Source organism: Amycolatopsis orientalis DSM 40040 = KCTC 9412, from assembly GCF_000478275.1.
Lineage (GTDB): Bacteria > Actinomycetota > Actinomycetes > Mycobacteriales > Pseudonocardiaceae > Amycolatopsis > Amycolatopsis orientalis.
This window is the reverse complement of sequence record NZ_ASJB01000083.1, coordinates 676,616-697,097: the sequence shown is the minus strand read 5'-3', so window position 1 is coordinate 697,097 and position 20,482 is coordinate 676,616. Positions and strand designations below refer to the sequence as shown.

Below are 20,482 nucleotides of genomic sequence, written 5' to 3'. Positions count from 1 at the left end.
CCTTCCCGGCGCACCTTGACGCGATTTTAATGCTTCTAGCTGGGGAAATCTCGCTTTCATGACTGTTGCCACAGGATCGCTACGGACGTCGGTGTCCGGTCCACATCACGGGCTTCTAGCATGTCAACGGAAAACGACAACGATGTCTTCGATAAGGACGGCATGGTGAGTACCTCTACCGAGGTCCAGCAAGACACGAGGTTCTTCGGGCACCCACGAGGGCTGGCGAACCTCTTCGGCGTCGAGATGTGGGAGCGATTCTCGTTCTACGGGATGCTCGGCATCCTCCCCATCTACCTCTACTACGAAGTCAGCCAGGGCGGGCTCGCGCTGCCGAAGGCGTCCGCGCTCGGCATCGTCGGCGCGTACGGCGGCATGGTCTACCTCTCGGCGGTGATCGGCGCCTGGGTCGCGGACCGCGTGCTCGGCTCCGAACGGACGCTGTTCTACAGCGCGATCCTGATCATGGTCGGCCACATCAGCCTGGCCCTGCTGCCGGGTCTGGCCGGTATCGGTGTCGGTCTCGTCTGTGTGGCCGTCGGCAGTGGCGGGCTGAAGTCCAACGCCACGGCCATCGTCGGGACGCTGTACGCGCCGGGCGACGAGCGCCGCGACGGTGGTTTCACGATCTTCTACATGGGCGTGAACATCGGTGGCTTCGTCGGGCCGCTGCTGACCGGGCTCGCGCAGAGCGAGATCGGCTTCCACGTCGGCTTCGGGCTCGCCGCGATCGGGATGGCGCTGGGCCTGATCCAGTACACGATCGGCCGCAAGAACCTCGGCGACAAGGCGAGCGAGATCCCGAACCCGCTGCCCGCGTCGCGGCGTCCGCTGGTCTACGGCGCCACCGCGGTGGGTGTCGCGGCGATCGTGCTGCTGGTGGTCTTCGGTGTCATCAACCCGGCCAACCTGGTCGACATCGTGGTCGGGGCCGTCGCGGTCATCTCGGTCATCTACTTCGTGGTGATCATCAGCAGCAAGCAGATCACCTCCGAGGAACGCAGCCGGGTGTACTCGTTCATCCCGATGTTCATCGCGAGCGCGGCGTTCTTCTCGCTGTACCAGCAGCAGTTCACCGTCGTCGCGGCCTACACCGACGAGCGCCTCGACCGCACCATCTTCGGCTGGGAGATGCCGGTGGCGTGGGTCAACTCGATCAACCCGGTGTTCATCATCGTGTTCGCGCCGGTGATCGCGGCGATCTGGACGAAACTCGGTTCGCGGCAGCCGTCCTCGCCGGTCAAGTTCGTGCTCGGCACGGTCGCCATGGGCGCGGCGTTCCTGCTGTTCCTCCCGATGGTCGGCAGCGGCAAGAACGCGAGCCCGCTGATCGCGCTGGTGGGCATCCTGTTCGTGTTCACCATGGCGGAACTGATGCTCTCGCCTGTTGGTCTCTCGCTGTCGACCAAACTCGCGCCGGAGGCGTTCCGGACGCAGATGGTGGCGCTGAACTTCCTGTCCATCTCACTTGGTACCGCGATGTCCGGAAAGCTCGCCGAGTACTACACGGTGGACGACGAAGCGCCGTACTTCAGCATCGTGGGCGGGGTGGCCATCGTGATCGGGGTGGCGCTCCTGGTGGCGACGCCGATGATCCGCAAGCTCATGAAGGGCGTGCACTGACCTTCTCGTGAGTGGTAATGACGGTTAGAACCGTCATTACCACTCACGAGGCCCTACCCGACGGTGACGCCGAAAAGCACACCGACGTAGTACGTCACCAGCATCGTCAGCGCGCCGACGCCGACGTTCCGCGCGATCGCCCGGCCGATCCGGGCGTCGCCGAGTTTCGCGCTGATGAACCCGGTCAGCGCCAGCCCGACCACCACCGCCGACGCGCACGCCCAGACCCGCGCCGACGTCGCCGTCCACAGGATCGACAGCAGCGGCAGCAGGGCACCGGCGGTGAACGCCACCAGCGACGCCCACGCCGCCTGCCACGGACTGGTCAGATTGTCCGGATCGATGCCGAGTTCCGCCTCCGCGTGCGCCTGCAACGCGTCCTTTTCGGTCAGCTCGCGGGCGACCTGGGCGGCCAGTTCCGCGGAAAGGCCCTTCGACTCGTAGATTTCCGCGAGTTCGCGTTCTTCGGCCTCGGGCATCTCTTTCAGTTCGCGCTTTTCCAGCCGCAACTGCGCGCGTTCCGTATCGCGCTGGGTGCTCACCGAGACGTATTCGCCGCCCGCCATCGAAAGCGCGCCCGCGACCAGGCCCGCGATTCCGGCCGTCGCGATCGTGGTGGAGTCGGTGGTCGCGCCCGCGACACCGACCACGATGCCGGCGACCGAGACGATTCCGTCGTTCGCGCCGAGGACCCCGGCGCGCAGCCAGTTCAGCTTGCCGCCGAGGGTCTCGTGCGGTTCGTGGGGATGCGAAGTCGATTCGTCGGAGATGGTTTCGGTCACCCATTCAGTGAAACACGGGAAACGCAATTCGGCGAGTGGGGATCGTGCGTGGTCAATGCAGGCAAACCTTATTCATTATTGGCTTACCTAACTCGTCGGCTAGATTGTCGCGCATGGTCGAGGTGGTGATCCTGATCGGGCTGCAGGCGTCCGGGAAGACGACGTTCTTCCACCGGGAGTTCGCGAGCACGCACGTCCACCTCAGCAAGGACAACTTCCGCCACGCCCGCCGCCCGCAGGCGCGGCAGCTGAGGATCCTGACCGAGGCGCTCGAAGACGGCCGTTCGGTGGTGGTGGACAACACCAACCCCTCCCCGGAGGAATGGGTGCCGCTGATCGAGGTCGCGAGGCGGCACGGCGCGAAGGTCGCGGGGTACTGGTTCCCGCCCGACCTCGCCGGATCACATCGGCGCAACGCGCTCAGGACGGGAAAAACCCGGGTGCCGGACGTCGGTCTGTATGCGACGCTCAAGCGTCTTCGGCGGCCTGGCGCCGAAGACGGGTTCGACGAGCTGTACACCGTCGGTTTCGATGGTGCGGGCGGTTTCGTCGTGGAGCGGGGGTGACCGTGGAGGCCGGTGGTTTCGAAGCGCGGCAACGGGAACGCGAGTGGTTCCACGGTCTGACCGTGCCGCCGGGTTCGTGGACGGTGCTCCGCGTCGACGGCCGCGGATTCTCCAAGTTCACCGAAGCGCGTTTCGAGAAGCCGTTCGATCCGCGGTTCAGCGCGTGCATGGTCGAGACGGCGCAGGCCTTGATGGCGGAATTCGCCGCGCCGTACGTCTACACCGAGAGCGACGAGATCTCGGTCCTGCTCGACCCCGCCGCCGCGCTATTCGGCCGTGGGGTCGAGAAGCTCGTGTCGATCTCCGCGGGAGTCGCGTCGGCGGCGTTCACGCACGCGGCCGGGGTGCCCGCGCACTTCGACGGCCGGATCTGGCTCGGCACGACAGCGAGCGACGTCGTCGACTATTTCTCGTGGCGCCAGGCGGACGCGACGCGCTGCGCGCTCAACGGCTGGTGCTACTGGACCTTGCGCCAGGCGGGGAAATCGGCACGCGAAGCGGGCGACGTCCTGGAAGGCGCCGGTATCCCCGAGAAGAACGAGCTGCTCTACGCGCACGGCGTCAACTTCACCGAACTGCCCGCCTGGCAGCGGCGCGGCGTCGGGCTGTACTGGGAGACCTACGAGAGCACGGGGTTCGATCCCGTACGGGAGATCGAGGTCGCCGCGACCCGGCGCCGCGTCCGCGTCGAACGTGAGTTGCCGATGAAGGACGAGTACCGCGCCTTCGTCGGCGAACTGCTTCAGCCGATCGGTTCGGGCAGCCGCCGCACCCGGTAGGCGAGGTCGATCGTCTCGCCGGTCGCGGGGTCGCCCAGTTCCACGCGCCAGGAGTCGGCGAACTGGTCGACACCGTGAACCATCGGGATCGTGCCCGAGATCAGTACCGTGCCCGGTGCGTGCAGGCCGCGTTCGCGCAGTACGTCCAGCCAGTACGACGGCGGCAGCAGTTCCGCGAGTTTTCCTTGCTGGATCAGGGTTTCCCCGGCCCAGGCGGAGAGCGTGAGGTCGTCGAGCCGGTCCTGGACGTCGACGAGACGCCAGGCCTTGGCGGCGAGGACGTCGGGGCCGGCGTTCTTGCTCCACGCGACGCCGTGCGCTTCGAGCGCGCGGTCGGTGTGGTCGCAGGCCGCCGTCAGGAGGACGTCCTCGGGCGCGGGGCCGGTGATGACGATGGCCCACTCCGCCTCACCGGAGGTCCGGTCGTGCTGCACGGGGACCTCGTCGGTCTGGCTCGCCAGGTACGGCGCGACCGGATAGAGCGCCGGGATCACCGCGGGTGCGGGGACGCCGAGTTCGGCCAGTTCGGCCACGTGGGCGGCGACGTCCTCCTGGCTGCGACCGGCGTATCCGGCGTTCAGGAGCGTGTGGACCTCGGTCCGCCGCTCCTGGCCGTCGGGAAGGGTGAAACGCAGCTCAGGCATCTGTCCTCCGAGATTGGGGGTTGCGCATACGCCTTGTATACAAGGAGTATATCCGCAATTCAACCCCTCCCGGCGGGGTTGAGGACCTCGAACGGACGGGATGTGGACATGACTTCACCAGCCGGTGACCGGCGCTCGCTGCGCAAGGCCTTCGCGGCCAGCCTCTCGGGAACAGCGCTCGAGTGGTACGACTTCGCGGCCTACTCGGTGGCGGCCGCGACGATCTTCGGGCACCTCTTCTTCCCCTCGGAGGACCAGCTCGCGAGCACGATGGCGGCGTTCTCCACCTACGCCGTCGGCTACCTCGCCCGTCCGCTGGGCGGGATCATCTTCGGCCGCCTCGGCGACGTGCTCGGCCGCAAACGCATCCTGGTCATGACGCTCGTGCTCACCGGTGTCGCGACCTTCCTCATCGGCGTCCTGCCCACCTACGAGACCATCGGCGGTTTCGCGGCGGTCATGCTCGTCGCGCTGCGGTTCGCGCAGGGTGTCGGCATCGGCGGCGAATGGGGTGGCGCCGTCCTGCTGTCGAGTGAGTTCGGCGATCCGGGCAAACGCGGATTCTGGGCGTCGGCCGCGCAGATCGGCCCGCCCGCGGGCAACCTGCTCGCGAACGGCGTCCTCGCCGTACTGGCCGCGCTGCTCACCGAGGACCAGTTCAACAGCTGGGGCTGGCGGATCGCGTTCCTGCTCTCCGGCGCGCTGGTCGGTTTCGGCCTGTGGATCCGGCTCAAACTGGAGGAGACGCCGGTCTTCCGCCGGATCCAGGAGCGCGGCGAACGTCCGTCGGCGCCGGTCTCCGAGGTCTTCCGCACCGAACGCCGCGCGCTCGTCGCCGCCGTGCTGATCCGCGTCTGCCCGGACGTGCTGTACGCGCTCTTCACCGTCTTCGTCCTCACCTACGTCACCACGCACACCGGTCTCTCGCGCGGCGCGGGGCTGGCCGCGGTGATGATCGGTTCGGCGTTCCAGCTGGTGCTGATGCCGTTGTTCGGCGCGCTGTCGGACCGGGTTTCGCGGCGCAAGATGTACCTGATCGCGACCATCGCCGCCGGGATCTGGCCGTTCGTCTTCTTCCCGATGATCAGCGGCGGTTCGTTCGTCATGCTGGTGATCGGCATCGTGCTCGCGCTGGTCATCCACGCCGCGCTGTACGGGCCGCAGGCCGCGCTCGTCACCGAGCAGTTCTCGCCGCGGCTGCGCTACACCGGCAGTTCGCTGGCCTACACCCTCGCCGGGGTCATCGGCGGGGCGCCCGCGCCGCTGCTGCTGACGGCGCTGCTCGCCGGCTACGGCACGTGGGTCGCGATCGGCGTCTACCTGCTCGCGACCGCCGTGGTGACCGTCATCGGCGTCGTCCTCGCCCGCGACCCGGACCGCGAGGAGGTCGTGGAGCCGGAGCCCGCGCGATGAGCTGGACGCCGATGTCCACAGTGGAGGGTTTGCCGCTGATCGGCGGTCAGGGCCGGTACCGGTCGCTCGCGCGGGCGGAAGGCGGTCTGGCGTACGAGATCGCCTATCCGGCCGGTGTCGCTTCTCCCGTGCACAGCCACGATCACGACAGCATCGTGTACCTGCTGTCGGGTTCGCTGCGGGGCACGCTCGACGGCCGGGAGATCGCGCTCGAAGCGGGCGGGACGATCGTCCACCCGCGCGGTGTCCCGCACAGCGTCGAGGCCATTGTGGACAGTCGCTGGATCGAGTTCAAGACGCCGCTGCCCTCGCGGCCGCCGATCGGCGGATGACAGAAACCGGGGCGGACACTGATTTCCAGCGTCCGCCCCGGTCGGGAGGAAAGTCTTAAGCGTCCAGCTCGGCCAGCGCCAGCTTCGCCTTCTCCAGCTCGGCTTCGAGCTGGGCCACCTTCGCGGCCTGCAGCTCGCGGGCGGCGTTGATGACCTCGTCGATCGGGCCGGACAGATCCGCGTGCAGCTCCTTGGCGGCGCGGGACACGGCGGCGGCCGGGATCTCCAGGCCCTTCGCGACCCACTTGGCACCGTTCTTGAGCTCGGCCTGCCACTCGCCGTCGGCGGTGCCGGTGACCGTGAGCGTCAGCTCGACGGTGCGGGTCTTCTTGGCCGTGGTGGCGACCTTGGGGCGGCCGCGCTTGGGCTTGGGGGACTCGGCCACCTGCTCGTCGGAAGCCGGGGTCTCGTCGGACTTCGGGGCGTCGGTCGTTTCGGGAGTCTCGGCCTTGGACTCGGCCGGGGTCTCGGTGGCCTCCGCCTGCGGCGTCGAGTCGACGGGCGCTTCGGTAGCCGCTTCTTCGGACGCGGCGTCAGTGCGCGTCAAGGCATCCACGGTCATCGTCGGTGTCGTCTCCTTGCCCGGGTATGGGGTGGTACCCGGCACATCATAGAACAGGCGTTCGAGTGGTGCGCGGCGGGGTGTGCTAGGCGTGTCGGACGCCAGGAAAGGTTCTTTCCTCGCAAAATTTGCAAGGAAAGGACCTTTCATGGCGCGCGAGGGGAGGGTTACTCCTCGGACTTGCCGGTCTTCAGGCCCGAAGAGATCAGGTCCATCACCGACGAGTCGGCCAGCGTGGTCACGTCGCCGACCTGGCGGTTCTCGGCGACGTCGCGCAGCAGGCGGCGCATGATCTTGCCGGACCGCGTCTTCGGCAGTTCCTGCACGACCAGGATCTGCCGCGGCTTCGCGATCGGCCCGATCTCCTTGGCGACGTGGTTGCGCAGCTCCTGAACGGCCTGCTCGCCGCCGTCCACGGCGTTGCCGCGCAGGATGACGAACGCGACGATGCCCTGTCCGGTGGTCGGGTCGGTCGCGCCGACGACGGCGGCCTCGGCGACCGTCGGATGCGAGACCAGCGCGGACTCGACCTCGGTGGTCGAGATGCGGTGACCGGACACGTTCATCACGTCGTCGACGCGGCCCAGCAGCCAGACGTCGCCATCGGCGTCGTACTTCGCGCCGTCACCGGCGAAGTAGTAGCCCTGGTCGGCGAAGCGCGACCAGTACGTCTCGCGGAAACGCTGCTCGTCGCCCCAGATGCCGCGCAGCATCCCCGGCCACGGCTTGTCGAGCACCAGGTAGCCGCCGCCACCCTTGCCGACCTCGACGCCCTGGTCGTCGACGACCTTCGCCGAGATGCCCGGCAGCGCCTTCTGCGCCGAACCCGGCTTCGTGGAGGTGACGCCCGGCAGCGGCGAGATCATGATCCCGCCGGTCTCGGTCTGCCACCACGTGTCGACGATCGGCGCGGAGTTCGCGCCGACGTGCTCGCGGTACCACATCCACGCCTCGGGGTTGATCGGCTCGCCGACACTGCCCAGCACGCGGAGCGAGGAGAGGTCGTACTTCTCCGGGATCTCGTTGCCCCACTTCATGAACGTGCGGATCAGCGTGGGCGCGGTGTAGTAGATGGAGACCTTGTGCTGCTGCACGATCTCCCAGTGGCGGCCCTCGTGCGGGGTGTTCGGCGTGCCTTCGTAGACGACCTGCGTCGCCCGGTTCGCCAGCGGCCCGTACACGATGTAGCTGTGGCCGGTGATCCAGCCGATGTCGGCGGTGCACCAGTAGACGTCTTCGCCCGCCTTGTGGTCGAAGACGTTGTGGTGCGTGTACGCCGCCTGGGTCAGGTAACCGCCGGAGGTGTGCAGGATGCCCTTCGGCTTCCCGGTGGTGCCGGAGGTGTAGAGGATGAAGAGCGGGTGCTCCGAGTCGAACGCCTGCGGCGCGTGCTCCGCCGACTGGCCGTCGACGAGGTCGTGCCACCACACGTCGCGGCCGTCGGTGATGGGCACCTCGTCGCCGGTGCGGCGGACGACGATGACCTTCTCGACCGATTCGGCGCCTTCGAGTGCTTCGTCGACGTTCACCTTCATCGGGGCGGCCTTGCCGCGGCGGTACTGGCCGTCGGTGGTGATGACGACCTTCGCGGCCGCGTCATCCACACGGGAACGCAGCGCTGTGGGGGAAAAACCACCGAAGACGACACTGTGCATGGCGCCGATGCGGGCGCACGCGAGCATCGCGACGATCGCCTCGGGCACCATCGGCATCTGGATGGCGACCCGGTCGCCCGCCGTGAGCCCGAGGGACTCGAAAGCGTTCGCGGCCTTGGAAACCTCGTCCTTCAGCTGCGCGTAGGTGATGTCCCGGCTGTCACCGGGCTCGCCGACCCAGTGGATCGCGACCTGCTCACCGTGGCCGTCCGCGACGTGGCGGTCGACGCAGTTGTAGGCGACGTTCAGCTTGCCGCCCACGAACCACTTCGCGACCGGCGCATTGGTCCAGTCCAGTACCTGTGACCACTTCGTTTCCCAGTGGAGGCGTTCCGCCTGCTTGGCCCAGAACGCTTCCCGGTCGGCGTCGGCTTCGGCGTAGAAGTCGGCGGTGGCATTCGCTTGCGCGCTGAAGGTCTCACTCGGGGGGAAGGTCCTGCTCTCCGTGAGCAAATTGTCCAGCGCCGGCGACTGCTCGGTCATGGTGCGATGCCTCCTGTGATTCGCGTGTCTTCACGCCCGTTGGCACGCTATCGACGTTACGACGCGAAGTAAAAGGTTGCATCGCGGTTGCGCACGGCATTCACACGCTTGAGGACAAGGCGGTACGGACCGCCGGCCATTCTGGTCCGGTGAGGGAGTAGAGGACGGTGTCGCGCACGGTTCCGTCGGGCCGGACGCGATGCGCGCGCAGCACCCCTTCCCGTTGCGCGCCGAGACGTTCGATGGCGCGCTGCGACTTCAGGTTGCGGATGTCGGTCTCCCACGCGACGCGGTTCGCGCCGAGGTCGTCGAAAGCGTGGCGCAGCAACAGGAGTTTCGACTCCCGGTTGAGCCCGGAGCGCTGCCAGGCGGTACCGATCCAGGTGTGGCCGATGGACAGGATCCGGTGGCGCGCGTTGATCGCGTAGAACGACGTCGTGCCGGCGACCTCGCCGGTGTGCGCGTCGATCTGCGCCCAGGCGCGGCGGTCGGTGTCGGCGAGGACGTCGTCGACCATCGCTTCGGCGGCGGAGAGGTCCTCCGGTCGCCGGAGGCTGAGCCAGGTCCAGATCGCCGGGTCGGATCCGGCTTCGAAGAGGCCCTTCGCGTGGTCGCGGGTGAGGGGTTCGAGGCGGACGCGTTCGCCGGTCAAAGTCGCATGCGCGGTCCAGTCGGTCACGATCTTGACGTTACGGCCGGTAATGGCCTTGCTGGATAGCCAGTTTCGAAGCATTCGAGAAGGCCACTGGGGCGTTGCCTATGCTCGCGGGAACGATCGAGAAGGCGAGGCGGCATGGCCGAAGAGCGGGAAGAGCTCACCTGGGAGTTGTTCGGGTCGGCCAGCAGGGATCTGGCGCAGGCCGTGGCCGACGACGGCTTCGAACCGGACCTGATCCTGTCGATCGCGCGCGGCGGGTTGTTCGTCGCCGGTGCGCTCGGCTACGCGCTGGACGTCAAGAACCTGCACGTGATGAACGTCGAGTTCTACACCGGTGTCGATCAGCGTCTCGACCTGCCGGTGATGCTGCCGCCGGTGCCGAACGTCGTCGACCTGACGAAGAAGAAGGTGCTCGTCGCCGACGACGTCGCGGACACCGGCGCGACCCTCAAGCTGGTCCGCGACTTCTGCGCCGACCACGTCGCCGAGGTGCGCTGCGCGGTCGTCTACGAGAAGCCGCGTTCCGAGGTCAAATGCGAGTACGTCTGGAAGCACACGGATCGGTGGATCAACTTCCCGTGGTCGGTGCAGGCGCCCGTGGTGCGGCGCGCCGGGCAGGTGCTGGACGCATGACGGATCCGCTGAAGCCGCTGCTCGACCTCGAAGGGGTCGCGGCGGCCGCGAAATCGGCTCAGGACGCGGTGTTCGCCGTGCACCGGCTGCCCGCCAACCTGCGCGGCGGGGCCGCGACGGCCGCCGAAGCGTCCGTGCGGTCGGCGCGGGCGTCGGCCGGCATCGAAGGCGCCGCACCCGAACTGCCGGAGTCCGGTGAGGTGACCGATCCGGTGCTGGCCGGTGCGTTGCGGGTCGCGGAAGCGCTGGAGGGCATGCTCCCGACCTGGCGGCGGGCGCCGCTGCAGGCGTTGGCGCGGCTGCATGTCCTCGCGGCGTCGGATCTGGTGTCGGACCTCGACGCGCTGGGGCGGCCGCGGTCGTCCGGCGACGTCGGGCCGCGGCTGGAGATGCTGGCGCAACTCGTCACCGGCGCGACGTCGGTACCGGGACCGGTGCTGACCGCCGTCGTGCATGGAGAACTGTTGGCACTCAAGCCTTTCGGCTCGGCGGACGGCGTCGTCGCACGGGCGGCCGCCCGGCTTTCGGCGGTGGCGACGGGGCTGGACCCGAAGGCGCTGACGGTGCCGGAGGTCGCGTACTTCCGCCGGGTGCCGAAGTACCTCGAAGCCGCTTCGGCCTTCGCCGAAGGGACTTCGGAGGGTGTCCGGTCCTGGCTGCTCTTCTCATGCGAAGCGTTCGAGGCCGGCGCTCGCGAGGCGAAGTCCATCTCGGACGCCGCCGGTTAGCCCGCATTTCGTCCTCTGGATGCGGTACTTGCACGCGCAACCACCGCATCCAGAGGACGAAATGCATGGGTGTGACGGGCACACACAGGATCTTGAGCAGGTGTAGCGCGTAGCCACATGGTTTAAGTGCCGGGAGCGACCTAACGTCGTCGGGCATGAGTGGTGCGTATCACAGCGATCTGGCCGGGAAGTCCGCGCTGGTCACGGGTGCGGCGAGCGGTATCGGCCTGGCCTGCGCCGAGTCGCTCGCCGAAGCCGGGGCCAAGGTCCACCTCGTCGACATCGACGACGCCGTCGAGAAGGCCGCGGCCGGCGTCAACGGCATCGCGCACGTCATCGACCTCACCGACGCCCAAGCCATCGAGACCCTCCCGGCCGAGGTCGACATCCTCGTCAACAACGCCGGTTTCCAGCACATAGCGCCGATCGACGAGTTCCCGCCGGAGACGTTCATCCGGCTCCAGTCGCTCATGGTCACCGCGCCGTTCCTGCTCATCCGACGCGTGCTGCCCGCCATGTACGACCGCGGCTGGGGGCGCGTCGTCAACATGTCGAGCGTCCACGGGCTCCGCGCGAGCCCGTTCAAATCCGCGTACGTCACCGCGAAGCACGCCCTCGAAGGCCTCTCCAAGGTCACCGCGCTCGAAGGCGCGGAACACGGCGTGACCAGCAATTGCGTCTGCCCCGGCTACGTCAGGACGCCGCTGGTGACCGGCCAGCTGGAGGCGCAGGCCGAGGAGCACGGCCTCGAACGCGACGCCGTCATCGAACAGGTCCTCCTGCGGCGTTCGGCGATCAAGCGGCTGATCGAACCCGCCGACGTCGCCGCGTGCGTGCTCTGGCTGTCCGGCGACCACGCCGCCCATGTCACCGGTACCTCGATCCCCCTCGACGGCGGCTGGACCGCCGCGTGAACCCCCAAGAAAGGACGCCTTCGGTGACCACGCAGAACCGCGGCTCGATCGCGAAGGTCGTCAGCGCCAGCCTGATCGGCACGACGATCGAGTGGTACGACTTCTTCCTCTACACCTCCGCCGCGGCGCTGGTGTTCGGCAAATTGTTCTTCCCCACCAACGATCCGCTGACCGGCACGCTGCTCGCGTTCCTCACCTACGCCGTCGGCTTCCTCGCCAGGCCGGTCGGCGGGCTGGTGTTCGGGCACTTCGGCGACCGGGTGGGCCGCAAGAAACTGCTGGTGCTGAGCCTGCTGCTGATGGGCGGTTCGACCTGCGCGATGGGCATCCTCCCGACGTACGCCTCCGTCGGTGTCCTGGCGCCGATCCTGCTGACGCTGCTGCGGCTGGTGCAGGGCTTCGCACTCGGCGGGGAATGGGGCGGCGCCGTCCTGATCGTCTCCGAACACGGCGACGACAAGCGACGCGGCTTCTGGGCGTCGTGGCCGCAATGCGGTGCCCCGGGCGGGAACCTGCTCGCGACGGCGGTCCTCGCGGTGCTCGCCGCGACGCAGTCGGACGAGGCCTTCCTCAGCTGGGGCTGGCGGATCCCGTTCCTGCTTTCCGGGGTCCTCGTGGTGATCGGGCTGTGGATCCGGCTCGCAATCAGCGAATCCCCGGCCTTTTTGCTTTTACAACAGAGCCTGGCCGCGCAGAAGAACAACACGACCACGCACGCACCGGTCGTCGAGGTGTTCCGGAAGAGCTGGCGCGCGGTGCTGATCACCATCGGCTCGCGGATGGCGGAGAACGTTTCGTACTACGTGATCACCGCGTTCATCCTGGTCTACGTCACCACCGGGCTGAGCCTGCCGAAATCGGCGGGACTCAACGCGGTGCTCATCGGCTCGGCCGTGCATTTCGTGACGATCCCCTTGTGGGGCAAGCTTTCCGACCGGATCGGACGACGCCCGGTCTATCTGTTCGGCGCGATCGGCATGGCGGTGTGGAGTTTCGCGTTCTTCGCGATGCTCGACACGAAGAACTCCGGTGTCATCATTCTCGCGGCGACCGTGGGGCTGGTGCTGCACGGGGCGATGTACGGCCCGCAGGCCGCGTTCTTCTCCGAACAGTTCCCGACGAGGGTCCGCTACACGGGTCTCTCGGTCGGCGGGCAGCTGTCGTCGATCGCGGCGGGCGCGGTGGCGCCGCTCATCGCGGTCGCCCTGTTCAAGGAGTTCGGGAGCACGATCCCGGTCTCGCTCTACGTCGTCGCGATGTGCGCGCTGACCGTCATCGCCCTCCTCGCCGCCCGGGAGACCAAGGGTGAGTCCCTCCATTCCGAAGTTCTCACGGAGCCCGCTCACGTGTCAGCATGACCGTTGTGGACAGTTCCGCAGAGTTGCGCCGGCTGCTCGAACTGCTCGCCTCCGGGGCGGGCAGCGAGCAGCTGGCGCGGGTCCCGGTCGATCCGAAGGCCACCGAGCTGGCGCTGCGGATCCGCGACACCGTCGCCGAGCACCGGCGGCGCGAGGCGGAGCTGGCGGCGCTGTTCGACACGGCGAGCGACCTCGCCAGACTGGACGATCCGGACGCCGTCCTCCGGTCGATCGTGCGGCGGGCGCGGGCGCTCCTCGGCGTGGACGTCTCGTATCTCAGCCTCAACGACGAGACCGAGGGGAACACCTACGTCCGGGTGACCGACGGCTCGGTTTCCGCGCTGTTCCAGGACATCGTGCTGGGCATGGGCGAGGGGCTCGGCGGGCTGGTCGCGCAGACCGCGCGGCCGTACGCGACGGCGGATTACTTCAACGACAAGCGGTTCCGCCATACGTCCTCGATCGACACCGGCGTGCGCGACGAGGGCCTGACGGCGATCCTCGGGGTGCCGCTGGCGATCGGCAGCAAGGTCATCGGCGTCCTGTTCGCCTCGGACCGGAGCACGCGGGAGTTCAGTCCGGAAGAAGTCGCGCTACTGTCCTCGCTGGCCGACCACGCGGCGATCGCGCTGGACAACGCGCATCTGCTCGACGAGACGCGCCGCGCGGTCGCCGAGCTGAACGCCGCCAACGCGACGATCAGCGCGCACAACGACGCGATGCGCCGCGCCGAAGACGCGCACGACCGGCTGATGGATCTCGTGCTGCGCGGCGGCGACCTGGCCGAGGTCGCCGCCGCGGTCGCGGACGTGCTCGATGGTGCCATCGCCGTTTACGACGCCGAGGGTGTCGTCCTGGCCAGGACCGGCGGGGACTCGAGCCTTTCGCGGACGGCGGTGTCGGCGTCCAGGGCGAGCGGGCGCGCCGTGTCCACTGAGGACGGTTGGCTGTGCGCCGTCCAAGCGGGACAGGAATTCCTCGGCAGCCTGGTGCTGAGCGGCGGGCCGTCACTCGGCGAGGCGGACCGCCGCCTGTTCGAGCGGGCCGGCGTGGTCACCGCGGTACTGCTGATGCAACGCCGCTCCGTGGCGCGGGCCGAGGACGAGGTGCGCGGGGAGCTGCTGTCGGATCTGCTCACCGCGCCCGGCCGCAATCCGGCCGCTTTGCTGGCGCGAGCACGTCGTCTCGGGGTCGATTTGTCGACACCGCACGCGGTGCTGATCGCGCATTCCGACGCTGTCTCCCGGCGAAGGCTGGCCATGGCCGCCGCCCGGCACGCCGATCTGGTCGGTGTCCACGCCGACGAGGTCGTCCTGCTGGTCCGGGGCGAGGATCCCGGCGCGCTGGCCCGTTCGGCAGCGGCGGAACTAGCGTCCACAATGGACTGCGCGGTGACGGTCGGCGCGGCGGGCCCGGCTGCCTCACCGCGGGCGCTGGCCGAGGCGCACGCCGAAGCAGCCCGATGTGTCGCGTCGCTGCTGGCACTGGGCCGGGCGGGCGAGGGTGCGAGCATGGCCGACCTCGGCTTCGTCGGGCTGTTGCTGGCCGAACACGCCGATCTCGGCGCGTACGTGACCGCGACGATCGGCCCGGTGCTCGACTACGACGAACGCCGGGGCACGGATCTGATCGGCACACTCCGCGCGTACTTCGCCTGTGGCGGAAACCTGACGCGCGCCAAGGATCTCCTTCACGTGCACGTCAACACCGTCGTGCAGCGGCTGGACCGCATCGCGTCGCTGCTGGGCGAGGAATGGCAGGCGCCCGAGCGCGCGCTGGAACTCCAGCTCGCGCTCAGGCTGCACCGCCTCACCAATGACCGAAACGGATGACGTCGTCGAAGTCGCGGCGAGCGATCTTGGTCGCCGACGAGCCAGGCGACGGGCCGGATTCGTCACCGTGGCCGAGTGCCACGACGCCGATCGGGTCGTGATCCTCGGGTACGCCGAATTCGCTGTGGAGCCGCTCGACGCTTTCCGGGGCGAGTCCGAAGAACACCGCGCCCAGATCTTCGTCGACCGCGGTCTGGAGGATCAGCAGCGTCGCCATCCCGGTGTCGATGTCCCAGTACGGCACGCGCCACCACGACTCGTCGCGATCGGCGACCCCCTTGTCGGGCTTGGCATAACGGTCGAGGTAGGCGTTCTTGACCGAGAGCGGCACGATCGCGACCGGTGCCGTGGTCACGGATTCCGGCGCCCAGCTGGCCCCGAACTCCCAGAATTTCGCGAGTTCCTCGCCCGTGAGGACGAGAAATCCTTGTCCCTGTGAGAAACCGGCCGAGGGACCTTTCAGCGCGTTGCGCAGAATGCGCCGGAGGCTGTCCTCGGCGACGGGCTCGTCGGTGAACTTCCGGACCATGCGACGGCGTCGGACGACGTCCTGGAATTCCATGTGATCAGCTTAGTGCGCAACTGGCCGCGAGGTCGCCGTCCGCGCGGGGGATCGTCGCCGAACCGGGCGGGCGTACGCCGTCGAGCCAGCCTTCGAGCGCGGTGAACGCCGTGCGGAAGCACGGGCCGATGGGCCTCAACCTGTCCGGGAACGCGTCGTACAGGCCGTCGACGTGGTTGCCGTCGACGATCCGGTAGTAGCGCTGCAGCCCCGCGCGGCCCTGTTCGGCGATCATCCGCTGGTAAACGTCGGAATCGCGGCTGATGGGGAGGAGCGTGTCGAGGGTGCCGTGCAGGGTGATCAGCGGTCTGCCGATCCGGCCGGTCAGCGAGATCCGTTCGACCGCGCGGTGGACCGACGGCGGGCGAGCGGCGTAGTCGTAGTCGTCCCCGGTGAACGCCGGATCGAATTCGGCCTGGTAGATGCGTTGCGTCAGCCCCCAGTAGACGTCGTCGTGGTACGGCCACAGGAATTCCGAGCCCGGCGCGAACCCGGCGTCGAGAATTTTTTGGCGCGCTGCCTCGGAACCGGCGGCGTAGGCGGGATATGCCTTGATGGCGGGCGGCAGGAAGGTGAACAGGTTGGGGCCGTCCTCATGCCAAAGCGTTCCCTCCCAATCGATCCCGCCGTCGTAAAGCCATGGCCGGTTCTCGAGCTGCCAGCGGACGAGGTAGCCGCCGTTGGACATCCCGGCCGCGAGCGTGCGGCTCGGCGGGCGTCCGTAGCGGTGGGCCACGGCGGCTTTCGCGGCGATGGTCAGCTGCGTGACCCGCGAGTTCCACTCCGCGAGCGCGTCACCGGGGCGGCGTCCGTCGGTGTGGAAGCCGGCGCCGGTGTTGCCCTTGTCGGTCGCGGCGAACGCGTACCCCGCGGCGAGTACCTGGTCGCCGATCGCGCGGTCGTTCGCGTACTGCCGCCGCACGCCGGGGGAGCCCGAGACCACGAGGCCGCCGTTCCAGCGGTCGGGCAGGCGCAGCACGAACTGCGCGTCGTGGTTCCAGCCGTGTGCGGTGTTGGCGGTCGACGTGTCCGGGAAATAGCCGTCGATCTGGATGCCCGGAACGCCCTTGGGAGCGGGGAAACCGGCCGACGTCAGTCCCGCCCAATCGGCCTGGACGGTATGCCCGGTGGCCAGGGTGCCGGTGGTGGTCAGATCGTCCAAACAGGACAATTGCTGTTTCGTGGCCCCGGGAACGCGGACTCGCGCGCATTCACTCGCCGACGCTTCGGCGGGGACTATCAGGGCCAGCATCGTCGCGAGGACCAGGAAGAGCCGCATCGGCCGACGATAAGTGGCGTTTCCGGATGCCGGTACCCGTCGCGACCACACAAAACCGGCCGCCGCTGTGGTGGTCTTCCACGTGGAAACCCGCCGGTGACGGTTTTAGCCTCGGACGATGCGAAAACTCCTCATCGGCGCGGTGGTTTCGGCATTGACCCTTCTCTTTTCGGCTCCGGCGGAGGCGGCGACGATCCGCCCGGTGACCGGATTCGGGAGCAATCCCGGTGCGTTGCGGATGTTCGAATACGTTCCGGACGGGTTGCCTTCCGGACGTCCGGCGGTGGTCGTGCTGCACGGCTGCACCCAGGACGCGGCCGGATACGCGCGTGGCTCCGGCTGGGTCGGGCTCGCGGACAAATTGCGTTTCAAACTCGTTCTGCCTGAACAGGTTTCGGCGAACAACTTCAGTAAATGCTTCAACTGGTTCCAGACGGGCGACGTCAAACGAGGATACGGGGAAGCGGAATCGATCGCGCAGATGACGCGCTTCGCGGCCGGAAGCCGGACGTACGTGACCGGGCTGTCGGCGGGCGGGGCGATGACTTCGGTGATGCTGGCGGCGTATCCGGACCTGTTCGCGGGCGGCGGGGTCGTCGCCGGGCTGCCGTACGGGTGCGCGGCTTCGATGATCGACGCGTATCCGTGCATGAATCCCGGCAAGGACCTGACGCCGAAGCAGTGGGGTGACAAGGTGCGGGCCGCGAGTACGGGGCCGCGTCCGCCGGTCAGCGTCTGGCACGGGACCGCGGACCACACGGCCGCCCCGATGAACCTGCGCGAGCTTGCCGAGCAGTGGACCGACGTCGGCGCCGCCGTCGACACGCACGCCATCGAAGGCATGGGCCACGGCCAGCCGATCGCACCGTCGTCGGGATGCGGTCAGGCCGGGCCGTACCTGCTCGACGTCGGCGTCTGCGCGGCGGGAGAGCTGGCGGCGAAGTGGCGGTTAGGCGAGGACAGCGTCCAGTAGGCCGGGGAAGCGCTTGTGAATGTCTTCGGTGCGTAGCTCGACCCAGCGGGTCCGGCCCTCGACGAACGTCGTCGTGAGGCCGGCCTCGCGCAGGACCTTCCAGTGATGGGAGAGCGTCGGCGCGCTGATCTCGACGTCGTACTCGGTGATGGCACAGCTTCGCGGCGAAGGGTTGCTTCGCAGGGCGCGGATCAGCTCCAGGCGTACGGGATCCGCGAGCGCCTGGAGTACCGGCACGATCTCGATCTCGTCGATCGACGGCTGCGGCAGCGTGCTGCTCACTTCGCTCCAACTATTTGACAGGCATCGAATTGTCACGCCACTATACCCCGTATGACGATTCGACGATCATCAAATGATCGGCTCGCTCTGGGGGCTCTTCTGATACTCGCCGTCGGTACGTTCACCGTCGGCACGGATGGGTTCGTCATGAACGGGCTGCTGCCTGTCATCGCCGCGGATCTGCGCGTCTCCGAAGCCGTCGCGGGCCAGCTGACCACGGTCTTCGCGGTGACCTACGCGGTTTCCTCGCCGCTCATCGCGGCGTTCACCGGACGGCTCGACCGGCGCTGGGTGCTCGGGGCCGGGATGGTGCTGTTCACGATCGGCATGGCGGGCCAGGCGCTCGGCGAGTCGTTCGCCGTGGTCGCCGTCGCCCGGGTGCTGGCCGCACTGGGCGCCGCCGCGTTCCAGTCCAACGCCTATGTGCTCGCCGGTGCCCTGGCGTCGGACGAGCGCCGCGGCCGCGCGCTGGCCACGGTCTCCAACGGGATGAGCGTGTCGATGGTGCTCGGCGTGCCGATCGGGGTGCTGGCGGGCACCTGGTTCGGCTGGCGCGCGGTGATGTGGGGGATCGGTGCGGTGGCGCTGGTCGTCATGCTGCTCGTGCCGCTGCTGCCCGGACTTCGGATGTCGACGGTGTCGTTGCGCGACAGGCTCGCCGTCGTCGCGCGGCCGCCGATCGCGCGCGTGCTCGGCGTGAGCGCTCTCGGCACCGCTGCGGGCTTCGCGGCCTTCGTGTACTTGCCGGTGCTGGTGGCTCCGGTGGCGGCGGGCGCGACGATCTCGTGGCTGCTCGTCGGTTTCGGGATCGGGCAGATCGCGGGCAACGCCTTCGCGGGCCGGGCCACCGACTCGCTGGGCCCAGCCCGCGTCCGCTCGGTCTCGCTGATCGGCACGGTCGTGACGTTCGCGCTGCTGGACGTCGCAGTGCTGAGCCTGCCCAGCACCCTGGTCCTTGCGCTGGCTTCGGGGACTTTCGGCGGGATGCTGATGGTGCCGCAGCAGCACCGGCTGTTCTCGCTGGCGCCTGACGCGCCGACGGTCGCTCTGGGGCTCAACGGTTCCGCGATCTACGGCGGGGGTGCCCTCGGTGCCGCGCTGGGCGGCGTCGTCCTGTCGTCGGCGGGCGTCTGGTGGGTCGGTCCCGCTGCTGCCTTCGTCGCTCTGCTCGCCTTCGCGCTTTCGGTCCCTTCGCGGGCTGCGGTGCCTCAGCCCGCCTGATCAAAAGTGAGAGCAAGGGACCTTTGCTATCGTTAGCGTAGGTACGCTAAGTAAGCGATAGCAAAGGTCCCTTGCTCTCTTTTTGCAGGTCAGAGGCCTACTTGGCGGGCAGGTGGGCCGACCAGCGCTCCTCGATCCGCGCGAAGCGCCAGACGAGAAGCGCGAAGAGCCACGTGAGCACGAAGAGCGCTACGACCGCGTAGCCGACGTAGTCCAGACTCAGCGCTCCGATCGCCGCGAGCGGTCCGGTCGTGATGCCGAGTCGTTCGGTGAGGATCGAGATCAGCTCGATCGTGCCGACGAGCAGCGCGACCGCGACGGAAAGCGCGGTCACGGTGAGGTTGTAGTAGATCTTCCGCACCGGCCTCGCGAAGGCCCAGCCGTACGCGTAGTTCATGAAGCACCCGTCGGCGGTGTCGAACAGCGTCATCCCGGCGGCGAAGAGGATCGGCAGCACCAGGATCGCGTACCAGGGCAGGGAGAACGCGGCCGCGCCACCGGCGAGGACCAGCAGGCTGATCTCGGTCGCCGTGTCGAAACCCAGCCCGAACAGCACGCCGATCGGGTAGATGTGCCACGGCTTGCGTACGGCCTTCGTGGCGCCACGGAGCAGCCGGTTCATGAAGCCGCGGTTGTCGAGCTGCCGCTCCAGCGCCGCTTCGTCGAACTCGCCACGCCGCATCCGCCGGAACACCTTCACGATGCCGACCAGCACCACCAGGTTCATGATCCCGATGAGGTACAGGAACACCGCCGAGACGGACGTCCCGATCAGCCCGGTCGCCCGGTGCAACGCCGACGAATCGTCCTCGACGGCGCCGGCGAGCGCGCGGACGCCGAGCGACAGCAGCAGGCACAGGGCGAAGACGATCGTCGAATGCCCGAGGGAGAACCAGAAACCCACCGAAAGCGGCCGCTGCCCCTCGGCCATCAGTTTGCGGGTGGTGTTGTCGATCGCGGCGATGTGGTCCGCGTCGAACGCGTGCCGCATCCCCAGCACGAACGCGGTGACGCCGAGGCCGATCCCGAACACACCCGTGGCGCCGAGCGCATAGCCGCGCGGCGCCACGAAAAGTGTCAGGACCCCCCAGCCCACGACGTTCAGCAGCAGGATGAATCCGGCCATTCCGGCCAGGGACGCCCGTTCGCGTCGCGTGAGCGCGAGGCGTCGGGATGAACGGGTTCGTCCGCCGGTGCTCATGA

General features: G+C 68.3%; 21 protein-coding genes. 12 read left to right on the top strand and 9 right to left on the bottom strand.

The features are described 5' to 3' along the window. Window positions 1-162: 162 nt before the first annotated feature. A complete protein-coding gene (locus L324_RS34505; protein ID WP_081736564.1) occupies window positions 163-1,623 on the top strand; it encodes a peptide MFS transporter in 1,461 nt (486 codons plus the stop codon). A gap of 53 nt (window positions 1,624-1,676) precedes the next feature. On the opposite strand, the gene L324_RS34500 is transcribed toward L324_RS34505, so the two are convergent. After that, a complete protein-coding gene (locus L324_RS34500; protein ID WP_037318548.1) occupies window positions 1,677-2,405 on the bottom strand; it encodes a VIT1/CCC1 transporter family protein in 729 nt (242 codons plus the stop codon). Between the two features lie 113 nt (window positions 2,406-2,518). On the opposite strand from L324_RS34500, the gene L324_RS34495 reads away from it, so the two are divergent. Together L324_RS34495 and L324_RS34490 are read left to right on the top strand one after the other, a co-directional pair. Next, the gene (locus L324_RS34495) at window positions 2,519-2,971 is read left to right on the top strand and encodes an ATP-binding protein (protein ID WP_173426433.1); all 453 of its coding nucleotides are present in this window, start codon (window positions 2,519-2,521) and stop codon (window positions 2,969-2,971) included. Further along, entirely contained in the window at window positions 2,968-3,750 is a 783-nt protein-coding gene (locus L324_RS34490) for a tRNA(His) guanylyltransferase Thg1 family protein (protein ID WP_235783726.1), read from the top strand. The genes L324_RS34495 and L324_RS34490 overlap by 4 nt, the downstream gene beginning before the upstream one ends. Here L324_RS34490 and L324_RS34485 read toward each other — a convergent pair. After that, window positions 3,714-4,394: a DUF2848 domain-containing protein gene (locus tag L324_RS34485; protein ID WP_037318536.1), complete on the bottom strand. Its 681-nt coding sequence runs from the start codon at window positions 4,392-4,394 to the stop codon at window positions 3,714-3,716. The two genes, L324_RS34490 and L324_RS34485, sit on opposite strands and share 37 nt — an antisense overlap. A 108-nt stretch (window positions 4,395-4,502) precedes the next feature. Here L324_RS34485 and L324_RS34480 point away from each other — a divergent pair, with 108 nt between their 5' ends. Next, on the top strand, window positions 4,503-5,807 hold the full coding sequence (locus L324_RS34480) for an MFS transporter (RefSeq protein ID WP_037318961.1): 1,305 nt from the start codon (window positions 4,503-4,505) through the stop codon (window positions 5,805-5,807). Further along, window positions 5,804-6,139: a cupin domain-containing protein gene (locus tag L324_RS34475; RefSeq protein ID WP_037318533.1), complete on the top strand. Its 336-nt coding sequence runs from the start codon at window positions 5,804-5,806 to the stop codon at window positions 6,137-6,139. The genes L324_RS34480 and L324_RS34475 overlap by 4 nt, the downstream gene beginning before the upstream one ends. Window positions 6,140-6,194: 55 nt before the next feature. Here L324_RS34475 and L324_RS34470 read toward each other — a convergent pair whose 3' ends face one another. The 3 genes from L324_RS34470 to L324_RS34460 all read right to left on the bottom strand — a co-directional run bounded on the left by L324_RS34470 (window position 6,195) and on the right by L324_RS34460 (window position 9,518). Continuing rightward, on the bottom strand, window positions 6,195-6,701 hold the full coding sequence (locus L324_RS34470; protein WP_037318530.1) for a DUF6319 family protein: 507 nt from the start codon (window positions 6,699-6,701) through the stop codon (window positions 6,195-6,197). A 167-nt stretch (window positions 6,702-6,868) separates the two neighbouring features. Beyond that, window positions 6,869-8,839 carry an acetate--CoA ligase gene (acs, locus tag L324_RS34465; protein ID WP_037318528.1) on the bottom strand — a complete coding sequence of 657 codons (1,971 nt, stop codon included), beginning with the start codon at window positions 8,837-8,839 and terminating at the stop codon, window positions 6,869-6,871. Window positions 8,840-8,939: 100 nt separating this feature from the next. After that, a complete protein-coding gene (locus tag L324_RS34460; protein ID WP_037318523.1) occupies window positions 8,940-9,518 on the bottom strand; it encodes a GNAT family N-acetyltransferase in 579 nt (192 codons plus the stop codon). Between the two features lie 114 nt (window positions 9,519-9,632). On the opposite strand from L324_RS34460, the gene L324_RS34455 reads away from it, so the two are divergent. From L324_RS34455 to L324_RS34435, 5 genes are all read left to right on the top strand, one after another. Continuing rightward, window positions 9,633-10,130, top strand: coding sequence for a phosphoribosyltransferase (locus L324_RS34455; RefSeq protein ID WP_037318519.1), 498 nt, complete (start codon window positions 9,633-9,635; stop codon window positions 10,128-10,130). After that, complete coding sequence (locus tag L324_RS34450; RefSeq protein ID WP_037318511.1) at window positions 10,127-10,858, top strand: Fic family protein; 732 nt, start codon at window positions 10,127-10,129, stop codon at window positions 10,856-10,858. The genes L324_RS34455 and L324_RS34450 overlap by 4 nt, the downstream gene beginning before the upstream one ends. A gap of 155 nt (window positions 10,859-11,013) precedes the next feature. After that, window positions 11,014-11,772, top strand: a complete 759-nt coding sequence (locus tag L324_RS34445) for a 3-hydroxybutyrate dehydrogenase (RefSeq protein WP_037318509.1) — start codon at window positions 11,014-11,016, stop codon at window positions 11,770-11,772. Window positions 11,773-11,795: 23 nt separating this feature from the next. Beyond that, a complete protein-coding gene (locus L324_RS34440; RefSeq protein WP_037318507.1) occupies window positions 11,796-13,130 on the top strand; it encodes an MFS transporter in 1,335 nt (444 codons plus the stop codon). After that, on the top strand, window positions 13,127-14,962 hold the full coding sequence (locus L324_RS34435; RefSeq protein WP_037318500.1) for a helix-turn-helix domain-containing protein: 1,836 nt from the start codon (window positions 13,127-13,129) through the stop codon (window positions 14,960-14,962). Before L324_RS34440 ends, L324_RS34435 begins: the two co-directional genes overlap by 4 nt. On the opposite strand, the gene L324_RS34430 is transcribed toward L324_RS34435, so the two are convergent. Together L324_RS34430 and L324_RS34425 are read right to left on the bottom strand one after the other, a co-directional pair. Beyond that, window positions 14,940-15,524 carry a nitroreductase family protein gene (locus tag L324_RS34430; protein WP_037318497.1) on the bottom strand — a complete coding sequence of 195 codons (585 nt, stop codon included), beginning with the start codon at window positions 15,522-15,524 and terminating at the stop codon, window positions 14,940-14,942. The genes L324_RS34435 and L324_RS34430 overlap by 23 nt on opposite strands. A 4-nt stretch (window positions 15,525-15,528) precedes the next feature. Next, window positions 15,529-16,803, bottom strand: a complete 1,275-nt coding sequence (locus tag L324_RS34425) for an alpha/beta hydrolase family protein (RefSeq protein ID WP_173426432.1) — start codon at window positions 16,801-16,803, stop codon at window positions 15,529-15,531. A gap of 118 nt (window positions 16,804-16,921) precedes the next feature. Between L324_RS34425 and L324_RS34420 the strand changes: the two genes are divergently transcribed. After that, a complete protein-coding gene (locus tag L324_RS34420; RefSeq protein WP_037318494.1) occupies window positions 16,922-17,776 on the top strand; it encodes an extracellular catalytic domain type 1 short-chain-length polyhydroxyalkanoate depolymerase in 855 nt (284 codons plus the stop codon). Here the strand turns inward: L324_RS34420 and L324_RS34415 are convergent. Further along, window positions 17,753-18,058, bottom strand: coding sequence for an ArsR/SmtB family transcription factor (locus tag L324_RS34415; protein WP_037318491.1), 306 nt, complete (start codon window positions 18,056-18,058; stop codon window positions 17,753-17,755). The genes L324_RS34420 and L324_RS34415 overlap by 24 nt on opposite strands. A gap of 51 nt (window positions 18,059-18,109) precedes the next feature. Between L324_RS34415 and L324_RS34410 the strand changes: the two genes are divergently transcribed. Beyond that, window positions 18,110-19,279, top strand: a complete 1,170-nt coding sequence (locus L324_RS34410) for an MFS transporter (protein WP_037318485.1) — start codon at window positions 18,110-18,112, stop codon at window positions 19,277-19,279. Window positions 19,280-19,376: 97 nt separating this feature from the next. Here L324_RS34410 and nicT read toward each other — a convergent pair whose 3' ends face one another. Further along, entirely contained in the window at window positions 19,377-20,480 is a 1,104-nt protein-coding gene (nicT, locus tag L324_RS34405; protein ID WP_037318957.1) for a Nickel transporter NicT, read from the bottom strand. Window positions 20,481-20,482: the final 2 nt, after the last annotated feature.